Annotated in this window: 18 protein-coding genes and 1 other RNA gene; 7 read left to right on the top strand and 12 right to left on the bottom strand. The window is 40.3% G+C overall.

The window, feature by feature from the left end:
- Positions 1 to 52: 52 nt before the first annotated feature.
- The 4 genes from ACH59B_RS01055 to ACH59B_RS01040 all read right to left on the bottom strand — a co-directional run bounded on the left by ACH59B_RS01055 (position 53) and on the right by ACH59B_RS01040 (position 3,712).
- Positions 53 to 538, bottom strand: coding sequence for a hypothetical protein (locus ACH59B_RS01055; RefSeq protein WP_404303143.1), 486 nt, complete (start codon positions 536 to 538; stop codon positions 53 to 55).
- Positions 539 to 738: 200 nt separating this feature from the next.
- On the bottom strand, positions 739 to 1,638 hold the full coding sequence (locus ACH59B_RS01050; protein WP_404303141.1) for a hypothetical protein: 900 nt from the start codon (positions 1,636 to 1,638) through the stop codon (positions 739 to 741).
- 13 nt (positions 1,639 to 1,651) lie between these two features.
- A complete protein-coding gene (locus ACH59B_RS01045) occupies positions 1,652 to 2,437 on the bottom strand; it encodes a hypothetical protein (RefSeq protein WP_404303139.1) in 786 nt (261 codons plus the stop codon).
- Between the two features lie 87 nt (positions 2,438 to 2,524).
- The gene (locus ACH59B_RS01040; protein ID WP_404303137.1) at positions 2,525 to 3,712 is read right to left on the bottom strand and encodes an AIPR family protein; all 1,188 of its coding nucleotides are present in this window, start codon (positions 3,710 to 3,712) and stop codon (positions 2,525 to 2,527) included.
- Between the two features lie 168 nt (positions 3,713 to 3,880).
- Here ACH59B_RS01040 and ACH59B_RS01035 point away from each other — a divergent pair, with 168 nt between their 5' ends.
- Complete coding sequence (locus ACH59B_RS01035; RefSeq protein WP_404303135.1) at positions 3,881 to 4,108, top strand: helix-turn-helix domain-containing protein; 228 nt, start codon at positions 3,881 to 3,883, stop codon at positions 4,106 to 4,108.
- A 38-nt stretch (positions 4,109 to 4,146) separates the two neighbouring features.
- On the opposite strand, the gene ACH59B_RS01030 is transcribed toward ACH59B_RS01035, so the two are convergent.
- Entirely contained in the window at positions 4,147 to 5,370 is a 1,224-nt protein-coding gene (locus tag ACH59B_RS01030; protein WP_404303133.1) for a DNA sulfur modification protein DndB, read from the bottom strand.
- A 12-nt stretch (positions 5,371 to 5,382) separates the two neighbouring features.
- Positions 5,383 to 5,688 (bottom strand): GIY-YIG nuclease family protein, encoded by a 306-nt coding sequence (locus ACH59B_RS01025; RefSeq protein ID WP_404303131.1) that lies wholly within the window; start codon positions 5,686 to 5,688, stop codon positions 5,383 to 5,385.
- 246 nt (positions 5,689 to 5,934) lie between these two features.
- On the opposite strand from ACH59B_RS01025, the gene dndB reads away from it, so the two are divergent.
- From dndB to ACH59B_RS00995, 6 genes are all read left to right on the top strand, one after another.
- Complete coding sequence (gene dndB, locus ACH59B_RS01020; protein ID WP_404303129.1) at positions 5,935 to 7,038, top strand: DNA sulfur modification protein DndB; 1,104 nt, start codon at positions 5,935 to 5,937, stop codon at positions 7,036 to 7,038.
- Positions 7,035 to 8,423 carry a DNA phosphorothioation system sulfurtransferase DndC gene (dndC, locus tag ACH59B_RS01015; protein ID WP_404303127.1) on the top strand — a complete coding sequence of 463 codons (1,389 nt, stop codon included), beginning with the start codon at positions 7,035 to 7,037 and terminating at the stop codon, positions 8,421 to 8,423. Before dndB ends, dndC begins: the two co-directional genes overlap by 4 nt.
- Positions 8,420 to 10,453, top strand: a complete 2,034-nt coding sequence (dndD, locus tag ACH59B_RS01010; RefSeq protein WP_404303125.1) for a DNA sulfur modification protein DndD — start codon at positions 8,420 to 8,422, stop codon at positions 10,451 to 10,453. The genes dndC and dndD overlap by 4 nt, the downstream gene beginning before the upstream one ends.
- Positions 10,428 to 10,817 (top strand): DNA sulfur modification protein DndE, encoded by a 390-nt coding sequence (dndE, locus tag ACH59B_RS01005; protein ID WP_404303123.1) that lies wholly within the window; start codon positions 10,428 to 10,430, stop codon positions 10,815 to 10,817. The genes dndD and dndE overlap by 26 nt, the downstream gene beginning before the upstream one ends.
- Positions 10,814 to 11,941: a cysteine desulfurase family protein gene (locus ACH59B_RS01000; RefSeq protein ID WP_404303121.1), complete on the top strand. Its 1,128-nt coding sequence runs from the start codon at positions 10,814 to 10,816 to the stop codon at positions 11,939 to 11,941. The genes dndE and ACH59B_RS01000 overlap by 4 nt, the downstream gene beginning before the upstream one ends.
- A gap of 311 nt (positions 11,942 to 12,252) precedes the next feature.
- A complete protein-coding gene (locus tag ACH59B_RS00995) occupies positions 12,253 to 12,633 on the top strand; it encodes a hypothetical protein (protein WP_404303119.1) in 381 nt (126 codons plus the stop codon).
- Between the two features lie 348 nt (positions 12,634 to 12,981).
- Here the strand turns inward: ACH59B_RS00995 and ACH59B_RS00990 are convergent, their stop codons facing one another.
- The 6 genes from ACH59B_RS00990 to rnr form a co-directional block, all read right to left on the bottom strand.
- Entirely contained in the window at positions 12,982 to 13,533 is a 552-nt protein-coding gene (locus tag ACH59B_RS00990; RefSeq protein ID WP_404303117.1) for a suppressor of fused domain protein, read from the bottom strand.
- 217 nt (positions 13,534 to 13,750) lie between these two features.
- Positions 13,751 to 14,221 (bottom strand): DUF600 domain-containing protein, encoded by a 471-nt coding sequence (locus ACH59B_RS00985; protein ID WP_404303115.1) that lies wholly within the window; start codon positions 14,219 to 14,221, stop codon positions 13,751 to 13,753.
- 13 nt (positions 14,222 to 14,234) lie between these two features.
- Positions 14,235 to 17,345 carry a DNA/RNA non-specific endonuclease gene (locus ACH59B_RS00980; protein WP_404303912.1) on the bottom strand — a complete coding sequence of 1,037 codons (3,111 nt, stop codon included), beginning with the start codon at positions 17,343 to 17,345 and terminating at the stop codon, positions 14,235 to 14,237.
- A gap of 557 nt (positions 17,346 to 17,902) precedes the next feature.
- Positions 17,903 to 18,267: a transfer-messenger RNA gene (gene ssrA, locus ACH59B_RS00975) on the bottom strand.
- 255 nt (positions 18,268 to 18,522) lie between these two features.
- The gene (gene smpB / locus ACH59B_RS00970) at positions 18,523 to 19,002 is read right to left on the bottom strand and encodes an SsrA-binding protein SmpB (protein ID WP_090890846.1); all 480 of its coding nucleotides are present in this window, start codon (positions 19,000 to 19,002) and stop codon (positions 18,523 to 18,525) included.
- Between the two features lie 263 nt (positions 19,003 to 19,265).
- Positions 19,266 to 21,875: a ribonuclease R gene (gene rnr, locus ACH59B_RS00965; protein ID WP_090890848.1), complete on the bottom strand. Its 2,610-nt coding sequence runs from the start codon at positions 21,873 to 21,875 to the stop codon at positions 19,266 to 19,268.
- Positions 21,876 to 21,895: the final 20 nt, after the last annotated feature.

Below are 21,895 nucleotides of genomic sequence, written 5' to 3'. Positions count from 1 at the left end.
TCCTTACTATCACTTTCCCAACTTCTTGCCTTTTTCATCACTCCCATAGACCTCAGTTCTCAACATTTAAAACACTTAATGTACAATCAACTTTTGAATATTTAACATTCAATTTAGAACCTACCTTGAATACATCTGGAAATTTCTTATATAAGTGGACGCCATTAATGCGTCCTCTTACTGAAGGAGGAATAGTCCCTTCAATGGATACACCTTCATAGACCACTTTAACCGTTCCACTTGTTGGTAAATTCTTAGCCATATTGGACTTTATTTTGAATCTTAGATTGTTATAAGCTAAATCTGCATCTGTAAGTGTGGCTTCCCCAAGGACCTCAATAACAGTTGATGGATCTTCAGAGGTTTCAATAGGAGACTCATGGACAGGTGAACTTTGATATTTGAAAGAAGCATCATCTTTTTCCAAAATAGATAGTATGATTCTGCGCTCAATTTCTAAATCTCTCAAACGAGCTCTTAGTATCTCAGGATCAGTTTTAAAAAGCTGATTGAGAATTTCTTGGAAATTGTTCTCCATCCGTTGTCTCCTCCTTCCTGTTTATGTTTATAATCATACATCACGCACTATCTCCAGTCAAGAGTCTTCAAGAATACTGTCATGAGTTTTGTTGTTTTAACTACGTTTACACTAAAACAACCTCTACCCATATTGGAAGGAGGTTGCTTACTTTATTGAGGAAATACACTTTTCGGCATCTGCTTATATATGAAAATTCTTCAAAATAATTTAAGCTGGTTTAAATCTTCTTCCTCAATTTCTAAATGTATCGAACGCAAGTATATTTCAAGCGAAACCTCAGACACTGATTCTTCATAAGTATCATCTATAGTTCCATCTTCATTAAAACCAATAATGTAATTTCTAATTTGAAGATAAGATACAAGGAGCATCTGTATGTTGATAGCTAGTAGATATGAACTTATCTCTATTATTTCTTCATAAATATATCCCTGATCATCTGGCTCAGGGAATCGCATATTACCGTGTGCTATCTTGTTTCTGATTCGCTTTATTACATTTAAACCCATACCCGAAAAACCCACATAATCTTTGTAGCAGAACTCTTTTATCACTTTATTAAACTGATTGCGGCCTTCTAGTCTTTCAAAAAGACCATTGAGGAACTCTTTATAAAATAACGGTACAACTCTTGGTTCATACAAGGTCTTTAAGTAATAACAAGCTGAGTTATATTTACCCTTACTTTCTTTAAAGGGATACTTTGAAGGAGTATCTATAATAGTAATAATTGACTCAAGGGCTCCCCATATAAAATTAAACCTCAGTAAGTTGGTAGTAATCCCCGATGTCATTGTTCCTCTACCTTGCTCCAGTTCCCAAATATTCTCACAGCACACCGCCGAATAATCAAATTTTGTAAAGCTAACCGAAACATCATTGACAGCCATCGCCAACTGCAGCCATTGAATAACGTCGGACCATTCAACTTCGTCTGAATTGTTGGGGAGTTCACCGTAATAACCCCCATCAAAATAGACAATTATTTCAGCTAGATCATTACAAATCCTATCAAGTCCTTTAAGCGTATGTCCAGACATCGTATAGATAATCGGGTCTGGTATGTTTTTAGCTTCTTCCTCATAAAATAGCTGCATACCGTTCCACCCTCTAACGTCTTTTTTGATTACGTGGAAATAAGTCCTCTTCAATAATTTTAATATACTTATCCACATAGAACATATCTGGCTCATGCTTATTTGCGCGGACCCGTATTTCAAAGTTTGGGGTCTCTGGGTTTTTACTATCAAACAAAACTAGACCTATTCCTGATATACGACAGAGTCCATCAAGTCGTGTAATATCAGCTTTGTCTGATTGACTAGGAATTACAATGTACGACTTATGACAAAAGAGCTTGTAGGCACTCGCCTGACCAAATGCCGTTATCAAATCTTTAGTATCGACCTTTATTTCAGCCGAAACTATTTCTATAGGAAATTGAATAACAGCACTCCTTCTTGATTCACGAATACCAATTACATCTGGTGTACCCCACTTATCTCGAAATCTACTACCTCCTAAAGGTATCGCATGTGTGCATTCTTCAATATCATCTGTTAGCCAATCAGCAAAAGAAGAATAAAAATTCTCTTCCCTTATCTTTTCAATAGTTTCAGATATCGGTAAAAAATTCGAGCCTTCGGTTACTGTATTCTGATTCTCAGCATATCGGGAGTGCTTAAAAAGCCCTTTATCAACCTTGATTACGACTCCTTTTGTCTCTTGTTCAAGATTTACAATCGTTGATCCTATTGTACTGTTACCTATCTCAAAGTATTGTTCGTTAATCTTTTTCTTAAGCTCGGAGTATCTCAAACCCTCAGGTCTATCAAGCAACAGTTCTATAGCACTATTTATTATTTTTCGTTTTTTAGTTGGTAGCGTCTCCCTCACTTAGCTATTTCCCCTTCATTTATTATTTTTCATAAAAAGCCTCCAGTGCATCCTCTTCGGTATGAACTGGAGGCCCTCTCTAAAGGGCTATACCATTTGTTTAAGTAGATAATTAGTCAGCACATTCTGATACAATTGCTTCCAATGTCCATTATCCTTACCAACCGAACCTGGGTTATTTCCTAAAGTCCTACTTCGGTCAACCGTTTCAAACACCAAGCCCTTACCGATTTCCTCAAAGTAATCAAATGGATTAGCCTTCCACTGATATACCCCGTCTTTTTCCTCGACAATAGCCCGGAAAGCACCAAGAATGGGGTAGATGAAGCCTTTTGGCGAACGGTATTCAACAGGTTCTCCATAGAACTTGGAAGTCCCAATTGCTTTCTCAACACCCTTTACGCTCCCATACTTCCCAGTTGAATTAGCTTCCCGGTACTTTCGCTCCATCTTAATTTCAATTAAATCATATAGCTTAAAGATATCCACCATAATACTACGCATCTTAAAGTAAGGATTTTGATGTTGGTTTCCATGTTGATCTTGATTAGTGTCATACGCCTCCGTATAAGCTTTGATACATGTTTGCTTTCCACTAAAAGCACTTGTTGGCATCTTGTCAAGATTAGGGGACTTCTCAAGGTTAAACATATATAAAATCGTAAGGATATCAGAGATATCAATGTCCTTATCTTCATTTTCCTTATAAGCAATATTGTCACTGAACGGCTCATCTTTGATGGTGTCTTTAATGATGAGATCAAACTTATTCTTCAATTCAGCAATTGACTTATCATGAACCTGGACAGATGTATTACGGGCCGCCGCAACATCTTCAAAAATATCCTCAATGCCAGTTAAGATTTCAATTTTGACATATTGCTGGTTGTTAGGGTCCATTTCATGACGATTTTCTTTAATCGTTCGATATGTATGCCCACCATCAACAACCCCATGAACCACTTCGTCTTCAAAAAAGATGGTAAGCTCGGAGTTAATATTGTCGAATTTCACTTCTTTAGATGATAATAAAATCCCTCTGTTAAAAAGGTAAAACGCACTATTGTCAGCCAGAAGCCCCTCACAAATCCGACTTGCTACCTTAGTCCTCATGTTTTGCTCGCGCGGATTCGTCTTTGTCGGTAAGTCATCCGGAATATTCCGCACATCAACCAATGTTACGTACATCTCGGGGGTCTTTCTCTGATCGTTGAACATACCATACGGATTGGGGATTTTACGAAGACTCTCGACTTTGAACTGCACTTTTTTCATTTGACATCCTCCTGGTCATTAGCTGATCGCTGGATCGGCGATTGCCTTGATAATTTTGGTACAAAACTAATTTAGCTTGTACACACTTTATTTACAACGCTTAATTTGACACACTTTAGTGTGTCTGGTACACTTTAATGTGTTATCGAAAAATCAGGTGGTGAATTTGTGTTTAATGAAAATGAATTCCTAAGAAAAGTTGGTGAAGGTCTACGTTTGGAGCGAAAGCGAAACGGACTTTCCCAATCTGAGCTTGCGGAACTTTCAGCTCTTCATAAGAATTTTATTGGTCATATTGAGCGTGGTGAAAAATCCCCTACATTAGTTTCCTTATTACGCATATGTTCCGCACTTGGGATTAACTTAGGGGAATTTTTCCAACAACAAAATTTGTGAAATGTAGAAATAACAGCTTATTTGCGCTCCCTAACACTTCATTCGACTGGATCAGGAAGCATAGCATTAGGCTCTTTCTTTATACCTCGGAAGTCGGTTATGAGTTGGGCTTTTTCATCGTCGCTATAATTCACCCCTATCATATAAGCAATCACACGAGCAGCTAGCTTACGTGACGTACTGTTAGCTTTTATTCTTCCACTAGGCTCATACATGACATGAAGCCATACGTTTGAATCTGCTTGCCAATTCACTTTATTCAAACTAGCAATAATCTGAGATAAGTCTTCATATTCATGTTCAAAGCAAATTTGGATTGCCTCCACTAAAGCCATCTGACCAACTGGTTTACCGATCAGAAGCTGTTCACGGAATTTTCCAATTTCAGTAGAGTGAATCATTTCAGTAAAAGGTTCAAATTCCTTAACCAGTTGCTCCCACACTGATTTTACGTGGTTATAGTATCTTGAAAGATCCTTTGGTAATTGGTTTTTTACTAAATTCTTTTTACGAAGAAGTATCTCAGCACTTTCATAAAGAGTACCGATCGTAGTAAACTGTTTTGATGTCTTGGATAGTGTATTAGATCTCCAGTTAACCTGGGCTTCTTTCAAAGGAGCATCAGGCCCTATTAACTTGCGTGAAATTAAAGCGAATGGATCGTCTTCTGAGGTTATTATATTATCTCCCTTAGAAGTCGGTTTGGCGTTTTTATTAATTTTATTGAAAATTTTTCTGATTTTTTGAGAGTTTCCTTCGTGACGAATAAAGATTACTGTTATATCTTCCTGTCCAAGATCTGGATTATGGCTCAGATCATCAATAAACTCTCCATCCTTCCCTTTGCCTGTAATCGCTACCTGAAGCGCTTTAAGACGATGCTGGCCATCCAAAGCAAAGAGACTCTCACCCCCACTCATAACTAAGAAGCCAAATGCTTGTGCTGCACTTTCATAAAACTTGTTATTAGTTTTAAATGTAGCTGAAAGTGGCTCAAACTCAACTCCCTGATCGTTGTAGATATCCACAATTAAAGATCCAAAAAATCTATCTTCCTCTTCTATTAAATAAGGAGCCAGTTCCGACTTTATTCTACCCCAGTTAATTTCACGTTGTAGCCTCTCTTCTATGGTAAAGTCCTTCCATTCTGCAAGCTCATCAGCAGAACGAATATCTCGGATAACATCGGCTGCTTTCATTACTGTCAAATAGTATTCTGTGTTCCCCAATTTTCCTTTTAAAGATGGATATAGCCTTGCCATGTTTCATTCCTCCTACTCTTGATAACGTATTTCGTTATAAACAGGATTGTATCTCTGAATATAATCTTTCTCTTTTTGTTTCATTTCCTTAGTAGAGATAGTAATTTCATACGAAAATGAAACATTGCTATTACCGGATATATTCTTTTTCAAACGCCAATTATGAGTCTTTTTAAGATGTCTTTTAAATCGTGTTCGTAAGTTATTAGTTCTACCGATGTAGAGCACATAAGGTGAACTTTGCTCTTGAATTAAGTATACCCCTGGTAACTCTGGAACCGAATATTCTAATCCTAGATTAAACTCGTAATCTTTCATCCTTGACCCCTTTCATATTCCAGTATTTATATCTTGACTATAATATAATTGTACAAGTTAGTCAAATAATTGCGCAATTTATTTTTAAAATTGTTCAAATTATATATTTCGTTGTTCAATATGAATCAAACAAATCTATTAATCTAGGCTATTTTTTGAGTTAAATCGGGTTTGTTTATCCTTTGGACAAAAAAATGTTTATCTTGTATCATATATATAATACGCACGTAAAGGATGTGATTTACTATGGATTCTACCTTCAGTTACAGTTTCCCAGCTTTGCGAGGGACTCAGGCAGGTAAAGAATATTATGTTGGAATGTGTCCCTTGCGAGTTATCCCGAAAATCTTTTCTTTTGATGAAGAAGAAGTAGGGCCTGAACATAGAGCACAAAGAACGCTTAATAAATCTCGGATTCCTGAGATAACTTCTTATATACTGAACAACCAGAACGATTATGTCTTCTCTTCACTTACGGCATCTGTTGACGGTGATATGGAATTTATGCCATATTCGGACGATCCACATTTCAGTGACATTGGTCGTCTGGTTATATCAATGGATGCTCGCTTCTTGATTAACGATGGTCAACATAGAAGAGCTGCCATTGAAGAAGCTTTACGTACTTCATCAGAATTAGGACAAGAGACCATTTCTGTGGTGTTCTTTAAAGATATTGGACTCACGAAAAGCCAACAAATGTTCGCAGATTTAAATCGCCATGCGGTGAACACAACTTCATCACTCGGTATTCTATATGAGCATCGAGATCAGCTTGCTAATATTACTAAGGAGATCATAACTGAGATCCCGCTCATGGATAGGTATACCGATAAAGAGAGACCTTCACTATCAAAATTGTCACCAAAGATTTTTGCTTTGAATAACATTTTCCATACCAATTGTCGCATCCTGAATAAGAAAAAAGGTGAATTCATTTCTGATCAAGAGAAAAAGTTCTTAAAAGAATTTTGGCTTGAACTGTGCGATGCAATGGTTGAATGGCAGCAAGTATTTCGCAAAGAGCTTTCGCCAAGCGAACTACGAATTAATTTTATTAATGCTCATGGTGTCTTCCTTGAAGCTATGGGGATAATCGGGAATTATCTCTACAATAATCACCCAACGGATTGGAAAAAGTACCTCCAGAAACTATCGGCTTTTGATTGGAACCGAACCAACTCAACTGAATGGCTCGGACGAGCTGTCGGTTCAACTGGTCGAATTAATAAAAATAACGATACTATTCAATTAACGGCTAATTTAATAAAGGTAAAATTAAATCTTTCATTAGATGAGAATGAACTGCGTATTGAAGAAAAACTCATGACAGGGAGCGCAAATATATGATTACCGATCTGCTTAATCAGCATAAAATAGAACATGCCAAGTCACTTATTAAAGATATATATCTTCAAGATCAACGTCCTTGGGTAGTTGGTTACAGTGGCGGGAAAGACTCTACCGTGCTTGTACAACTTGTTTTCCAAGCATTAAGTGAGTTACAACAGGCTCAACTTCATAAAAAGGTATATGTGATTTCCTCCGATACTCTTGTTGAAACACCATTAATTATATCTTCCATCGACACAACCTTAATGCGTATCCAAAAGAAGGCGCTTGAACTCGGTCTGCCCTTCGAAACCCATAAAGTCCGTCCAGAGATTGACAAGACTTTCTGGGTTTCTTTAATCGGTAAAGGCTATCCTTCTCCTCGACAAAAATTCCGTTGGTGTACTGATCGGATGAAAATTGATCCTGCTAATCGTTTTATTATGGATAAAGTTTCTACATTCGGTAAGGTTGTAATGTTATTAGGTGTTCGTGATGATGAGAGTGTAACAAGAGCTCAAGTCCTAGAATCTCATACAGTTGAAGGCAAAACTTTAATGAAACATTCTACGCTATCTAATGCCTATGTCTTCGCACCGATACGTAATTTTTCCGTCGATGATGTATGGAGCTATCTACTTCATGAAGATTCTCCCTGGGGCAATGACAATCATGAATTGATGGCTCTATACCAGAATTCACAAAGCGGTGAATGTCCTCTAATCATTGATAAAGATATTAAAGAAAGTGCTGGTTCTTGCGGCAATAGTAGATTTGGCTGCTGGGTTTGTACTGTTGTTCAAGAAGATAAAGCGCTCATCGGATTCATTGATAACGGAGAAGAATGGTTGACTCCCTTACTCGAATTCCGCAACTGGCTCTCTGAGATTCGAGATGTACGAGAATACAGGGAAAAACACCGTATGGATGGAACAATCTATTTCGTAGGACAGGACGAGGATCGGAAACTCGGACTTGGGCCATTTACACTCGAAGCTCGTCAAATGATTCTTCGCAAACTTTTGGAAACTCAAAAGAATGTCAAGAATCCATATGATCCGAATTACGAATTAATTTTACCTGAAGAATTAAAGGCCATACGACAACTTTGGCTAAAAGATGGTGAGTGGGCAGATACTCTTCCTACTATGTATAATGAAATTTTTGGTGAGGATTTGGACTGGGATTATGATGATCGTCCCTTATTCGAGCCAGATCAACTTACTGACCTTGAAATACTATGCAAGGAGCAAGACATTAGCATCGGTCTGATAAAGAAACTAATCAGTATAGAAAAAGATCATTCCGGTTATCGCATCCGAAGAGGCTTGCTTCAAGAGTTTGATAAAACATTACAACAAGATTGGTTACATTATGAGAAAGTGGATGGTTATAAGCAATGAAACTAAACCGGCTTCGTCTTAAAAATTTTGGTATTTTTTACGGTGATTACGATTTCAATCTAGCTCCTAAAAATTCTAATCAGAAAGTTATATTATTTGGTGGAAAAAACGGGTCTGGAAAAACTACTATTTTAGAAGCCCTTCGCTTAGCTCTTTATGGTCCATTAGCTTATGGCTTCAAAGTGGATTCACCTGCTTACATTGAAAAAATCCAAGCAAAATTAAACTCATTTGCAGTTAAAGCAAAAGAAACAAAATATCAAATCATGCTTGATATTGAATTGGTTGAAAACTACGAAAAGCAGTATTACACAATTCGTAGGTATTGGGAGAAATATAAGAATGGCTATCGAGAAAGCTTGGAGGTTCATTGCAACGGAAAAACTATTTCCGGACAAGCATTGGATATATTTCAAACAAAAATCAGGGAAGAAACTCCACCTCATTTGTTGGAGCTCTTTCTTTTTGATGGGGAAAAAATTTCACAAATTGTAACTGAGAACTCACTTGCAGCTTACTTGAAAGAATCTTCGCGTGTACTGTTTAATCTTGACCTATTTGAATCATTAGAGTCAGACCTTACTAACTATCTGAAGTCAGAAGACAGGTATAACAACCTAAGTAAAGAGGAACAACATTACTTCACGGCTAAAGAGGATTTTTCCGAAAAGAAAAACCAACGAGTTGAACTTCTGACACAGTTGGATATACTTCACAAAAGTCTTCAGGATAAAGAAGCTTCTTTGAGCGAGCTAGAAAAATTATTTGATACTCATGGTGGACTTCAAAAACAACAACGTGATTCCTTACTATTCAAAATGAAAGAAATAGATAACAAGAGAAATATAATGATGGATAAGACACGTGAAATTATCACAACAATTTTCCCTTTTATGCTTGTTCACGATAATTTGAAGTCCATTTCTCTAACGATGCAGAATGAGGCTCATCTACTAGCAGCAAGAGAAGCTCAGTCTATTCTAAATGCTCCTTTCTTTCAGTCTCTATTAGAACCATTGATTAAAAAAGGATTGTTACAGTCAGAAGTTAGCTCTAGTGGTATTGCTGAAATGATGCATGAAGCTTTTTCTAATACGTCCACTATTGTAGATGAAAGTTCCTTCATTCATTATGCTTCTTATGAACAGCGGGCACAGATTGAATCAATTCTACAACGACTAAAGTCATTCAATCCAGATGAAATCGCTCAAAACTATAGTAGTAATACAAAGTTACTCAAGGAGATCAAGACGCTTAAAAGGCAAATTGATGCTAACGACTCTACAAATGAACTAAAAGACATGTTGAAGGGCATCCACAATTTGTCGCTTGAGATTGACCGAATGAGTCTTGAAAAAGAACATTTGGAGTCCTCACTCGTGATTTTAGAGGAAGAACTTTCGCTAAAAGAAAAAGAGTTGGAATTGCTCAGCAATAAGTTTATGCAGTCCAAAAAATCAAAAAGCATCGTAAATATTAGTGATCAGGTTATTAGTATTAGCAAATCATTTCGTGATCTCCAGACAAGGAAGAAACTTCAACAGGTCGAAATTGAATCGGCTAAAATGCTCAATTCCTTATTTAGAAAAGAGATGTTTGTAGTTAAACTCTGGATTCATCCGGAAACCTTTGAAATTCGATTATTTGATAGTAATGGCGAGGAAATCAGTAAAGATACTCTCTCCGCTGGAGAAAAGCAGCTACTGCTTCTTTCTATAATTTGGGCTATGTCCACTTGTTCAAATCGGAGATTACCTTTTGTATTTGATACCTTGCTTGGTCGCTTGGATCAATCTCACAAGAAAAGTTTGATTGAACAGTTTATTCCTAGATGTGGGGAGCAGGTGGTAATTCTTTCGACCGACTCTGAAATCGACAAGAAGCACTTCAAATTTATTCATAATAGCGTTTCTCAAACGTATACCATCGAGTACAACAAGGATAAAAATGATGTTCTAATCTCTGAAAATTATTTTGGACAAACACTCAAGGAGGTGAATCCTGTTGAACTTTCGACTCAAAACGTCTAAATCAACTGCAGAAAAACTCAAGCTTTTGAATGCTTCAACAGGTTTAACACCTAACATTCTAGCTAGATATGCTGTATGCCTATCACTTCGCGATCCCCAGCCCATAACAAAACTAGTGAAAGATATGGGAGGAATAGAGTTTAACCGTAATACCCTTACGGGTGAATACGATTTTATTTTCAAAGCTTTGATCGCACAACATGAGAGCAAAAACATTACAGATGAAGAGTTTTTCCCCGATCTATTTAATGCTCATTTAGAGCGTGGAATTCGCATTCTAGCTAGCGAGTATAACTACGCTGGAAACTCAGAGAAATTAATACTCAACCTGATCCATGTCACAAAGGAGGGACATGCTCAATGATTTACTTTGACAATAGTGCAACAACCTCAATTCATCCTGAGGTACTGGAGGCAATGCTCCCCTATTTAAAAGAAGAATACGGAAATCCATCAAGTCGTTTTTACAGTCTGGCTGAGAATGCAAAAAAAGCGGTGGAACAGGCGAGAGAACAGGTTGCTGATCTCCTTGGCTGCCGACCTGATGAGGTTATCTTCACTAGTGGTGCTACGGAAAGTAACAATACCATTATAAAAGGCATAGCTGACTACTACGGAACAGCAGGTAAGCAATTAATAACGACTGAAGTAGAGCACCCCTCTGTTTTAGAAACTATTAAGTATTTAGAAACCAAGGGGTTTTCGACTAAGTATTTACATCCTGATAAATTTGGGCGCGTCACGGCATCGCAACTTTCAGATTCAATAATTGAAGGTGAAACAATCCTTGCCAGTATCCTCTGGGGAAACAATGAAATTGGCTCACTCAATGATATTGATTCATTAGCGCGTGTATGTGATGAGAAAAATATATTCTTTCATACAGATGCTACACAGGTACTTGGGAAAGTTGAAATTAAATTATCCAAACTTCCAATAAACTTTCTATCCTGTTCTGCCCATAAGATACATGGTCCCAAAGGAGTCGGGGCCTGTATCATTCGTAAAAAACTTGGACTCAAAACTAAGCTTACCCCGCTACTTCATGGGGGCGGCCAAGAAAATGATTATCGCAGTGGTACACTGTCAGTTCATAACATAGTCGGATTTGGGAAGGCTGCAGAAATTGCAAACAGTAACTTACACAAAAACAGAGCTGCTCTATTCGCTTTAGAAGATGTCCTCTTCCAGCAGCTAACCGAACGTTTCAATGATAGTGTTCTGTTCAACAACGATGCAGAAAATAAAATTCCTGGATTAGTGAGCATACAATTTAAAGGCACAATAAATGAGTTACTTATTAAAAAGTTAGCCCATGAAGGATTTCATCTCTCTTCTGGATCAGCATGTAGCTCGACAAAACCTTCACATGTGCTTACAAGTATTGGACTATCGCTATCAGAACTAAGATCAACGATTAGAATATCATTGTCACCCTCTAACACAGAAGAAGAAATCCATAGTCTTGTAGAAACATTATCAAAATAGACTTATTGAGGGGGAACCTATGAATATTCAAGAAGTGAAAAATAATCTAGAATCAATCTATAGTGACTATTATGACGGTCTCTACTCAGAACATGAATTAAAACACATGTTGAACAAACTTTACATGAAAGCAAATATTTCGATTGATGTATGATCTGAAATGATTTTAGATTCACAATGGCAGAACGCATCTAATGATGATTACTAAGACGAGTTCCTGATCTCAATTTAGTATGTCATTTTTGTGAAATCTACAAGAAAAGCTCCTTAATTATTTGGGATAACTATAAATACTATCATGGAGGGATACTATGAACACAAAACACAATCAAATTTTGAAACTACTTGAAACAGCCTTCAATCCCGAAGGCGACATTCACTTCCTGGCAATTACAGAAACACAAATCCAAGTCCAAGAAAAAGAGCGGCCCGTACACCAAGTACGGGTCGCTCTTACGTTTCAGGAAGGAGATACGGTAAACCCTTATTATGACGGTACAGATTTGTTTGTGATGATAGGCGAAGACAGCATCCAATTCACTCTGGAAAAAGAATGGGCAGATGGCCCTCCAGCTATCGAAGGAAGTCCCATTGCGTGCGCAATAGATGAAATTATACATCCCTTCCAAAGATCGTGTTTATTCCATCCTTTAGTTATCATTATAGGCTTCATTATGGTCTCCCTTTTTTAGGTTTTGAAATTGAATTGGCTTTATCTCTTCTACTTCATCCCTAGTCCTAAACCCCTTCCTTCCCAGCGTGATCAGACTTTCATCCCTATGTTATAGTCCATACCGAGTGCATAATGAAAACCCACTATGACCAGTCTTATCATAGTGGGTTTAGCCCTATTGAAATTAATCTGTCATCATCATATTTTTCTAAAACAGTATGTTTTTCATTACTAGGCAATCTCTGCAACAAGAGAAAAGAGATACACCCTGTTCTTGCTTTCAGCCATCTCAAAACGTAGTCCAATTCGAAGACAGTCATAAAATTATTCTGCACGTTAGAGGAGCCTTTCTCACCTTTAAGGGCTTTTAAATATTCGCCTTTGCTAGGTTAACCCTATTAACACTGTATATATCATAGTCCTTGTTATGCCAAAAGTCTTTGATCCCTATTCTTTTCATTAGATCAAATTCCTCTTTGTACAAAGGGTACATCCCAACTAACTGTATTGTTTTATCGGGCAGTTCAATCACCGAGTCTTCTTTTTCTAGTATTGCAGAGGCAAAAACAAAATAACCTGTCATATCAGACTCTTGTGATATAGGTTCATCTAAAGTAAACAAATCTGCATAAGAGAATGCCTTTACTCCCCTAAATTCAGCAGCAAAATAGGCAGCAGCCAGCCCCCAACTTTCATCTTGCGTTTCTAGACTTATGATTAGTTCTGGTTTCGCGTTCTTCCAGCCTATAAATTCACCATCAGATAAACCATACGTCACCGCTGTTAGCATACCTTCTTCAGGTAAATCATAGTTAAAGAACACATGTATTGGCGCACTTTCATCTGAAGGATCTACTTTTCTTATAACGTCTTCCTGACCAAATATTCCCTCAAGCTTATTCATATAAAGTTCCGCCATTGTTTGCTTCCCCCTTATATTTAAACATGCAAAAGAGGTTCATTCCTCTTAACCATTCAAGTTGGAATGAACCTTTTAAAGCTTATCAAGTGTTTTTACCAAGATTCTTAGTGTTTAGTTTGTTGGTCATACTGTCTATACCATCTTATTATTGTGATTGTAAACTGATTTACACAAAATTTTTAGCACACCCAGATGAAATATATACATTAAGAGTTTATTTATTGTTAAAATCCGCTTCGATCTGTTCAAACCACTCCATAGCAATGTCATCAGCAGTTTTAACCGGATCATTGGAATATACTAAATCATATTTATACTCAGCTTTCAGGCTATTTTCCCTCACATCATAAACTAATTTAATCTCTGTGGGCATTTCTCTTTTGTATTCACTACATAACTTGTATATTTTTTTGATATCATCATTAATAATATTCATAACAGCCTTTTGACGCTCTACAGAGGTATTATATTCCATATTTTCTGTAATAGCATCTACTGCATCATTAAGCTTATGCTTCTTAACAGCTTTCCCGTTGATACAATAAAAAAAATCGTTTGAAATAACTCTTTCTTCAAATGAACAATATATAAAGATTTTTTCAGCTTTATCTCTGACATATTCCATACAAATTGAAACCATGTCTGCTTGTAATTCACTAAAACTATCTTCAAAAACTTTAGTCATATTAATCTCCTTTTCAATTTAATAAACTCTTGGTGAAAACCTCACCATCTATTTCATACTGTACATTAAATTCGGACGGTCGCAAACTATCCCCCTCATATTTAACTTCTGCGTCGACTTTCACCTGTTTTCCATTTTTCAAGGCTTTAGCCCACTGGTTCTCTATTTTTTTGTATTGGCTTAAATTTATATTACTAGACTGTGAAACCAAATTGTCCAGATCTGGTGAACCACCAAATCTATCTCCTGCTAAATGACCCGCATGGTCGCCTGGCTCTTTGCCTGGCGTTTTCGGATTATGTGGTAAACGTTCTTCTCTTGTTGTTAATTTTAAATCATCAGTACTAAATTTATCAATTCTACCCAGATGATCTGTTTCATAATCATATTGGTGCTCACCAGCTTTATACTTCACATTCGGTTTAAGTTTCCCTGCATCATCAAATGGATTATCGGCAGAAGCCTTAGTAGGAGCTTTATCCTTCCCCTTAGTCCCGGACGGCTTCTCGTTGGGTTTACTCGGTCTCTGTGAGCCAGGTGTTCCTTCGCTCTTGCTTGGCTTTCCGCCAGAAGGTTTAGACGGCGTTGATCTATTGGGACTTGGCCCCTCGCTTTCAAACATTCGATAAAGATCCTTAGTACTTTCCACACTATTAGATGCTCCGGTATACATTACCGTTGTTCCTTGTACTCCCATAAAGGCAGATTGTGCCATAGCAAGTACACCTACGGGTGCCCCTACTCCCGTAGTCGTTATCAAACCACCTAAGAATCCTTCCCCCACAGCACCAACCGTTTCTACAGCTCCGGCTACAGTTGTTAAGGCATGTCCGATCACTTCACCTGTTTTACGTGCCTTCGGATGATCTGAGGCGTATTCCTTATTCATTAATCCATACGAGTAATCTGTTACAACTGCTGATCCTGCTCCTAATACAACTTCTCCACTCACATCTGCGGCATACTCCAACTCGTTCGCCATCTGCTTCGCCATAATGGCTTCGTTTTCCGCATTCTGGAACTGGGCTTCCGCCATAAGATCCCACCAGGACTGAGATTCTTCCTCTTGCTTCGGCTGCGGCTGTTGAGCCATGTAACTGTCGTAGTTCGCCCTCCAGCGTTGTCTCAACTCGGTGGGAATTTGCTGATAAGCATAAACTATAGTGTTCGATTCTTTCAGCAAGTTTTGAACGAGCTCTAGGGGACCACCGGAATGCGCTACATGACGTGCACTCGTATATACTTTGCCTAAAATCCACTTGCTATAATAGGCTTGTTTCGCTTGCTCATGCTCATACTGAGTAATCAATCCTTGAAGCGCCAAACCTGCCCAATGTTTTAAGGGATGTATGCGTGCTTCTTTAGACGCTCCCAAGGTAGGCGTTCCTTTGCTTCGGACAGGGATTGCTGCGGATACTTGTAAAACCGTTGCCGCCACTTTACCTGCTAGTCCACCCGATGTATTCAACATCACATTGGCTACTTTCCCGACTGCTGGAATGGAACCTAATAGCTTGGATACTGTACCCAGTAAAGCATTGGCCTGTTGAAGCACCGCTGGACTTGTAACCTTTGCCGTAGGAGCAGAAGTCGCACTACTGGAAGAAGCGTTGGCTGCGGCAGATTGCGCGGCCTCATACGCCTTAATATTCATCAATGGAGGCTCAGGTACAGGAGGGAGGTCAGCTACGAAAATTGGAGCTTTTACCGTACCTTCCTGATAAATCACAGGGGCTTTGGTGTCCGTCTCACCATCTAGCACCATACTGCTGGCTCCACCTTTTAAATATATTGCGGTTCCAGCTTCCAATGATAGTTCCTGACCTGCATCCAGCTTTACATGACCGCCCTGAATCTGTACATTCCCCGGACTGTTGACGGTGATACCCGCATCCTCATGTAGTGTAATCGAAAACCCATCGGAAGTGGACAGGATCAGCTCCTGCTCAGACATTTCGATGCCGCTGCCTTGTACGTGTTTCCATACCTTCACATCTGGTTGTCCATTGGCGTGGCGATGCTGTCGTAAGGAATCGGTCACATAGGCTTCCTGTTCACAGTGTGTAGGTAAATACAGCTCCACTTGTTCCCCAACTTCAGGCATGTCATACCAGCCACTATGTTCTTCCGCGACATAACGGGTAGCTACGGGAAACCAACAAGCTTTAGCTGGGTCTTGCTTCGGATCAATTTCCAGTTGAAGTTGTACCAAATCCTGTTGTACTTTCAACACCGTTCCCGTGAGTGAAATCCCGATGGCTTGATCATTTTCATACCGAGCATACTGAATATCCTGTTCGGCTTGGAGATCGTAACGAGTTTGGAGTAAACCGTCCTTTAACTCTGTCACTGCCCTCACAACGACCAGCTCTTTGCCTTGTCCAATGGGTAACGTAATCAAGTCACCCAGCGCATAGTATTGCAGATTTTCAATCGTATAGGTGACATACGCGCCAACACGTTCCCCTGGTTTTCCTGTATCTAACTCATGAAATGTTTTCCGTACCCTATAAAATACATCTCGCTCCACCTTATACTGCTTGCCTTCTGGCATCCCAAAGAAAATCTTAGGTGACACAGCCGTAATCTCCGGTACAAGTACCGAACCAAAGCGAGAGACAAGACGCTTTAAAAAGGCCCAGTCGGTTTCTTCATATTGTAAAACAAAAGTACCTAATTTAGCATAATTGGTCACCGTATCAATCGCATCTCCATACATGTACTTCCGAACCATTGTAGTGACCAGATCATCATGGGTACGATGTATGTCCTGATAGGAGCGCCTTTTCGTCTTGATATCCATTTGATAGGAATGCGAGGCCGCCTCCAGTTCAAAAGTGTATACTCCCCGTATGCAGTGCACAGACATGCGAGTAATTAACCCATGAAACAAACGTCTAAGCGACTGTCCTTGCTCATTCAACTGACGTATGACAATCGGTTCCTGCTCCATGCTCTGTCCAACACACGCGGCTCCCTGTTCTTCCGACAGCATTCCGCTCACGTACAGGTATGCATGATCGTTAACGGTCCTGATAATTCGCAGTTGTTCCATATGCTGAGGTTGAAAAGGACCGTATAAGCGTAGACTTTCATACCCTATTCCGTTTTGCAGTACGTCCAGATGCTTTCATATCTCCTTTCCAGCGGCACAAGGCACGTTCGCCAGCTACCTTGTGTTTACATGTGTTCGTAGCTATCACACCATTCAAACATGAGTTTAAGAGGTTATTTTTAACAGTAAACCATTCTTATGTATGTATCGGATAGAATAAAGACTTTGTTTACAGAAAGCCCCATCAATTCTGTTATTTTGAATTACCATGGCTAACGGATGAATGCATGAACTGTAATGGTACAAAAGGAAATAGATATTAAAATAGCAAATCACATTCACATTAGTTCTACCCTAATCCCAAATGAGTGAACTTATTGAAGACAAGTATTATTTCCTTCGCTTCAAAGCATATCGTTAAAGAGACCGTTGGTACTATCGAGAAGTAGCCTTGTGCATGGGAAATATTCCATAAGGTTTCTTAGAAAACATGAGGCGTATCCGCATGTAAAAAAAGTAGATATTGTAGCGTGGAATCGCTTGATTAATGACTGATTTCTAAGCAATAAATGATAATAAAAAGCCACCAACCAGAAACACTGGCTGATGGCTTTCTTGTCTTACTCAAATGGAGGCGAGGGGAGTCGAACCCCTGTCCGAAGATAACGACACATAAGCTTCTACGGGTGTAGTCACAGTTTTGATGTCACCCGAGTATCGCCCCGTAACCGGCTATACGTTGGGTCAGCCTGATTGTCTTCTTCAGCACACCCCAGGCGGAGATGTGACAGCGTATCCCACTATAGGTTAGCCCCTACATCCGGCACATGGGCGATGCAGGAGAGGAGCACGCTCACAGGTTATTAAGCTGCGAAAGCGTAGTTGTTTTGTTGTTTGCCGTTTAATAGGCTTTAGCGTTGATGAAGTGGACGCGTCCCCACTACCCGCTACCCATGCTCGAACTATCCCCGTCGAATCCATAAACGCCCCCTTATTATAAAAGGGCTCCACGGATAAATCCGGAAATACCGGAGCATAAGTGCATAATATCAAAAGCTGAATCCTAAGATTCAACACTCGAATCAAGTTAAATCAAGATGCATTGAAAATTTACTACTACGTTAGTATAACATATTACATGTCATAACGAAACGGAATGAGGCCATTAAGGCTCGATAAAATAGCACCATTACAGGAACAAGTAACTTATCCACGTAATTTGTACCATACAGAGTAAGTAGACTGCTTATCTTGCAATTTTTTGCTTCTCTCGTAAAGCACGTTGGATATCACGCTGTGCATCACGTTTGGCAGCTGTTTCGCGCTTATCATACTGCTTTTTACCTCTACCCAGTCCAAGTAGCAGTTTGGCATAACCGTTACGAACATAGATCTTGAGCGGCACGATGGTGTAGCCTTCCTGTTTGGACAGACCAATAAGCTTACGAATCTGCTCTTTATGCAGCAGCAGCTTACGCGTACGCGTCGGATCGATCGGATTGTTACGATTACCTTGTTCAAAAGGGCTGATATGCATATTGTGAATATGAATTTCACCATTACGGATCGTAGCAAAAGCATCACTTATGTTAGAGCGACCATTCCGCAGAGACTTAATTTCCGTTCCCGTTAACACCATGCCCGCCTCGTAGGTGTCCTCAATAAAATAGTCATGGGAAGCTTTTTTGTTCTGGGCGAGCACTTTCCCGTCTGCCTTCTTACCCATGAATACCACTCCTTATACATAACTTAATTCAACTAGAAATCCAGCTACAAAGAGCTACCCTAGAAATATATTGTAACAAATTTCAGATGGTAAAAGCAAGAAAGGTCAGGGCTGCTACATTTCTAATTACCCCCATAGCACATTAAAATCAAGCGGCTTCTATCCATTACTACTGACAGAAACCGCTCATATACCTAAGCCTCCGTAAGCTTCATTCACTACTCTTGGAAGCCATAGTCACCTCACAAATAATTTATATCAACCTACTTTTTCTTTTTCCGTACAAACCCAGCGGTGCTATTTCCACCGTTAGCGCCCTTTTTTTTCCGCTTGCGACGTGCTGCGCCTTCACCGCCTGATTTGGCATCATTACCTGGGGTAGCTGCATCACCAATGAAGATCCCGCTGGCAGACGTCTTCTTCCGCCGCTTGCTTGCCCCGGATGCTGGCGAGTTATACCCGCCCTTGCCACTGCCAAAGCCGAAGCTGCTAGCTGAACCAGTTCCTGCTCCGTTAGCACTGCCGCGCCCTGAACGCCCTGCGGTGCTGATGCCTCCGTTACCGCCCTCTTTAGGCTTTCCAGCCGCCTCACGACCGCCTTTACGCTCTCTACCAGCCTTGTCCTTGCCGCCCTTGCGGTCACGTCCTTCTCGGCCCCTGCCTTTACCGCGGCCCTCGCCACGTGCAAAATCTCCGCCCTGGCTCGATCCACCCGTCCGTTCACGGCGTTGCCGTTGCTTCATATCGACGAGTTCAAAGTCAATTGTGTAATCTTCCATATTCACACGTGCGACGCGAACCTTAACCTCATCCCCAATGCGGAACACCTTAGAGGTGCGTTCTCCGATTAACGCCATATGCTGCTCGTCAAAATGATAATAGTCGTCCGTAAGTGCACTCAGACGCGTCAGACCCTCGACAGTGTTGTCTAGCTCAATGAACATCCCAAAGCTGGTTACACTGCTGATGATCCCCTCGAACTCCTCGCCAACCTTGTCCAGCATGTATTCAGCCTTTTTCATTTGCTCTGTGTCACGCTCTGCATCCACAGCCACACGTTCACGCTCGGAGGATTGCTGAGCAATGTCTGGCATGCGTGCAGTCAAGTATTCCTGACGCTCATCTGTCAAAGCCCCGCCATTCTCCAACACCTCACGAATAACACGGTGAATTACCAAGTCAGGGTAACGACGAATCGGTGATGTAAAATGAGAGTAATACTCCGCGGCCAGTCCAAAATGTCCTGTTGACTCTGCATCATACTTTGCCTGCTTCATCGAACGCAGCATCATCGTGCTAAGCACCGTTTGCTCCTTCGTACCCTGAATGTCTTCCAACAATGTTTGCAGTGCACGCGGATGAATGGAATTTCCTCGACCTTTGATCTGATGACCAAAATTAGCTGCGAAAGCCATAAAATTTTGCAGCTTCTCTGGATCGGGGTCCTCATGAATTCGGTACAAGAACGGTACCTTAAGCCAGTGAAAATGTTCGGCTACCGTTTCATTGGCCGCCAGCATGAACTCTTCAATAATTTGTTCGGCTATCGTACGATCCCTTTTCACAATATCGACAGCTTTGCCTTCGTCATCTACAATCACTTTGGCCTCATCAAAATCAAAATCAACCGCACCCCGGCGCATCCGATTTGCACGCAGCTTCAACGCCAAATCCTTCATCGTACGGAATACATCAACCAGGTCCTTGTAGCGTTCCATCAGTTCTGCATCTTCCTCTTCGAGGATTTTGCGAACGTTCGTGTAGGTCATCCGTTCCTTTGTTTTAATCACGCTGGTGAAAATATCATGCTTTACGACCTTCATATGCTCATTGAATTCCATCTCACAGGATAAAGTCAGTCGATCCACCTGAGGATTCAATGAACATATTCCGTTTGAAAGTCGATGTGGAAGCATCGGAATGACGCGGTCAACCAAATACACACTACAACCGCGGTTATATGCCTCCTGATCCAGTTTGGAGTTCTCACGCACATAATACCCTACGTCAGCAATATGAACGCCCAGACGGTAGTTTCCATTCGGCAAGCGCTCTACATTAACCGCATCATCGAGGTCTTTGGCATCCTCACCGTCGATGGTAACAATGACCTTATCGCGCAAATCACGCCGTCCTTGACGTATAATTTCTTCTTCCGTAATCGCATCAGGAGCCTGATCCGCTTCCGCCATCACTTCATCCGGAAAGGCTTCCGGAAGCTGATGCTTGCGAATAACGGACAATATGTCGACGCCCGGATCATCCTTATGACCCAGCACTTCCAGCACTTCGCCTTCCGCCGCTGCACGTCCTTCTGGATAGCTCACAATACGTACGACGACCTTTTGCCCGTTCACAGCTCCGTTGAAGCTGTCCTTAGGAATGAAAATGTCCCGATTAATACGTTTATCATCCGGCAAAACAAAACCATATGCTTCGTGGCTCTGAAACACACCGACTACCTGAAGCACTGCGCGCTTCACGATTCGCACAACTTCGCCTTCTAATCGGCCACCCGCAGGTCCCTTTGACGTCACTCTTACCAGTACCGTATCTCCATTCATTGCGCTCTTTAAGTCGTTAGCATGAATGTATACATCCGGGTGCTCCCGGTCCTCTGGAATCAAAAAAGCAAAGCCCTTGGCATGGGCCTGCAAACGCCCGCGCTGCAAATCCATCCGTTCTGGAACACCATAACGGTTCGTGCGGGTCAGCAAAATTTTCCCGTCTTCCTCCAATGCGTTCAAAAGCTTAAGGAATTCACGAAACTCTTCTGCATCCTTAACATCAAAATGTTGCTCCAGCTCCTGGTATGTCATAGGCTTGTATGCGGTCTCGCGCATGAAATCAAGTAGTTGTTGCTCTGTTATCATAATTTTGTCCACCTCGGGTG

Origin of the sequence: Paenibacillus sp. DP01, assembly GCF_044784315.1 — a bacterium.
Lineage (GTDB): Bacteria > Bacillota > Bacilli > Paenibacillales > Paenibacillaceae > Paenibacillus > Paenibacillus polymyxa.
The sequence above is the reverse complement of the archived record's forward strand: the minus strand, read 5'-3'. Positions and strand labels throughout refer to the sequence as shown.

What these genes read in the sequence shown, in the direction of transcription:
- ACH59B_RS01055 (WP_404303143.1), bottom strand. Translation starts at nt 538, where the DNA reads ATGGAGAACAATTTCCAAGAAATTCTCAATCAGCTTTTTAAAACTGAT.
- ACH59B_RS01050 (WP_404303141.1), bottom strand. Translation starts at nt 1,638, where the DNA reads ATGCAGCTATTTTATGAGGAAGAAGCTAAAAACATACCAGACCCGATT.
- ACH59B_RS01040 (WP_404303137.1), bottom strand. Translation starts at nt 3,712, where the DNA reads ATGAAAAAAGTGCAGTTCAAAGTCGAGAGTCTTCGTAAAATCCCCAAT.
- ACH59B_RS01030 (WP_404303133.1), bottom strand. Translation starts at nt 5,370, where the DNA reads ATGGCAAGGCTATATCCATCTTTAAAAGGAAAATTGGGGAACACAGAA.
- ACH59B_RS01025 (WP_404303131.1), bottom strand. Translation starts at nt 5,688, where the DNA reads ATGAAAGATTACGAGTTTAATCTAGGATTAGAATATTCGGTTCCAGAG.
- dndB (WP_404303129.1), top strand. Translation starts at nt 5,935, where the DNA reads ATGGATTCTACCTTCAGTTACAGTTTCCCAGCTTTGCGAGGGACTCAG.
- dndC (WP_404303127.1), top strand. Translation starts at nt 7,035, where the DNA reads ATGATTACCGATCTGCTTAATCAGCATAAAATAGAACATGCCAAGTCA.
- dndD (WP_404303125.1), top strand. Translation starts at nt 8,420, where the DNA reads ATGAAACTAAACCGGCTTCGTCTTAAAAATTTTGGTATTTTTTACGGT.
- ACH59B_RS01000 (WP_404303121.1), top strand. Translation starts at nt 10,814, where the DNA reads ATGATTTACTTTGACAATAGTGCAACAACCTCAATTCATCCTGAGGTA.
- ACH59B_RS00995 (WP_404303119.1), top strand. Translation starts at nt 12,253, where the DNA reads ATGAACACAAAACACAATCAAATTTTGAAACTACTTGAAACAGCCTTC.
- ACH59B_RS00990 (WP_404303117.1), bottom strand. Translation starts at nt 13,533, where the DNA reads ATGGCGGAACTTTATATGAATAAGCTTGAGGGAATATTTGGTCAGGAA.
- ACH59B_RS00985 (WP_404303115.1), bottom strand. Translation starts at nt 14,221, where the DNA reads ATGACTAAAGTTTTTGAAGATAGTTTTAGTGAATTACAAGCAGACATG.
- smpB (WP_090890846.1), bottom strand. Translation starts at nt 19,002, where the DNA reads ATGGGTAAGAAGGCAGACGGGAAAGTGCTCGCCCAGAACAAAAAAGCT.
- rnr (WP_090890848.1), bottom strand. Translation starts at nt 21,875, where the DNA reads ATGATAACAGAGCAACAACTACTTGATTTCATGCGCGAGACCGCATAC.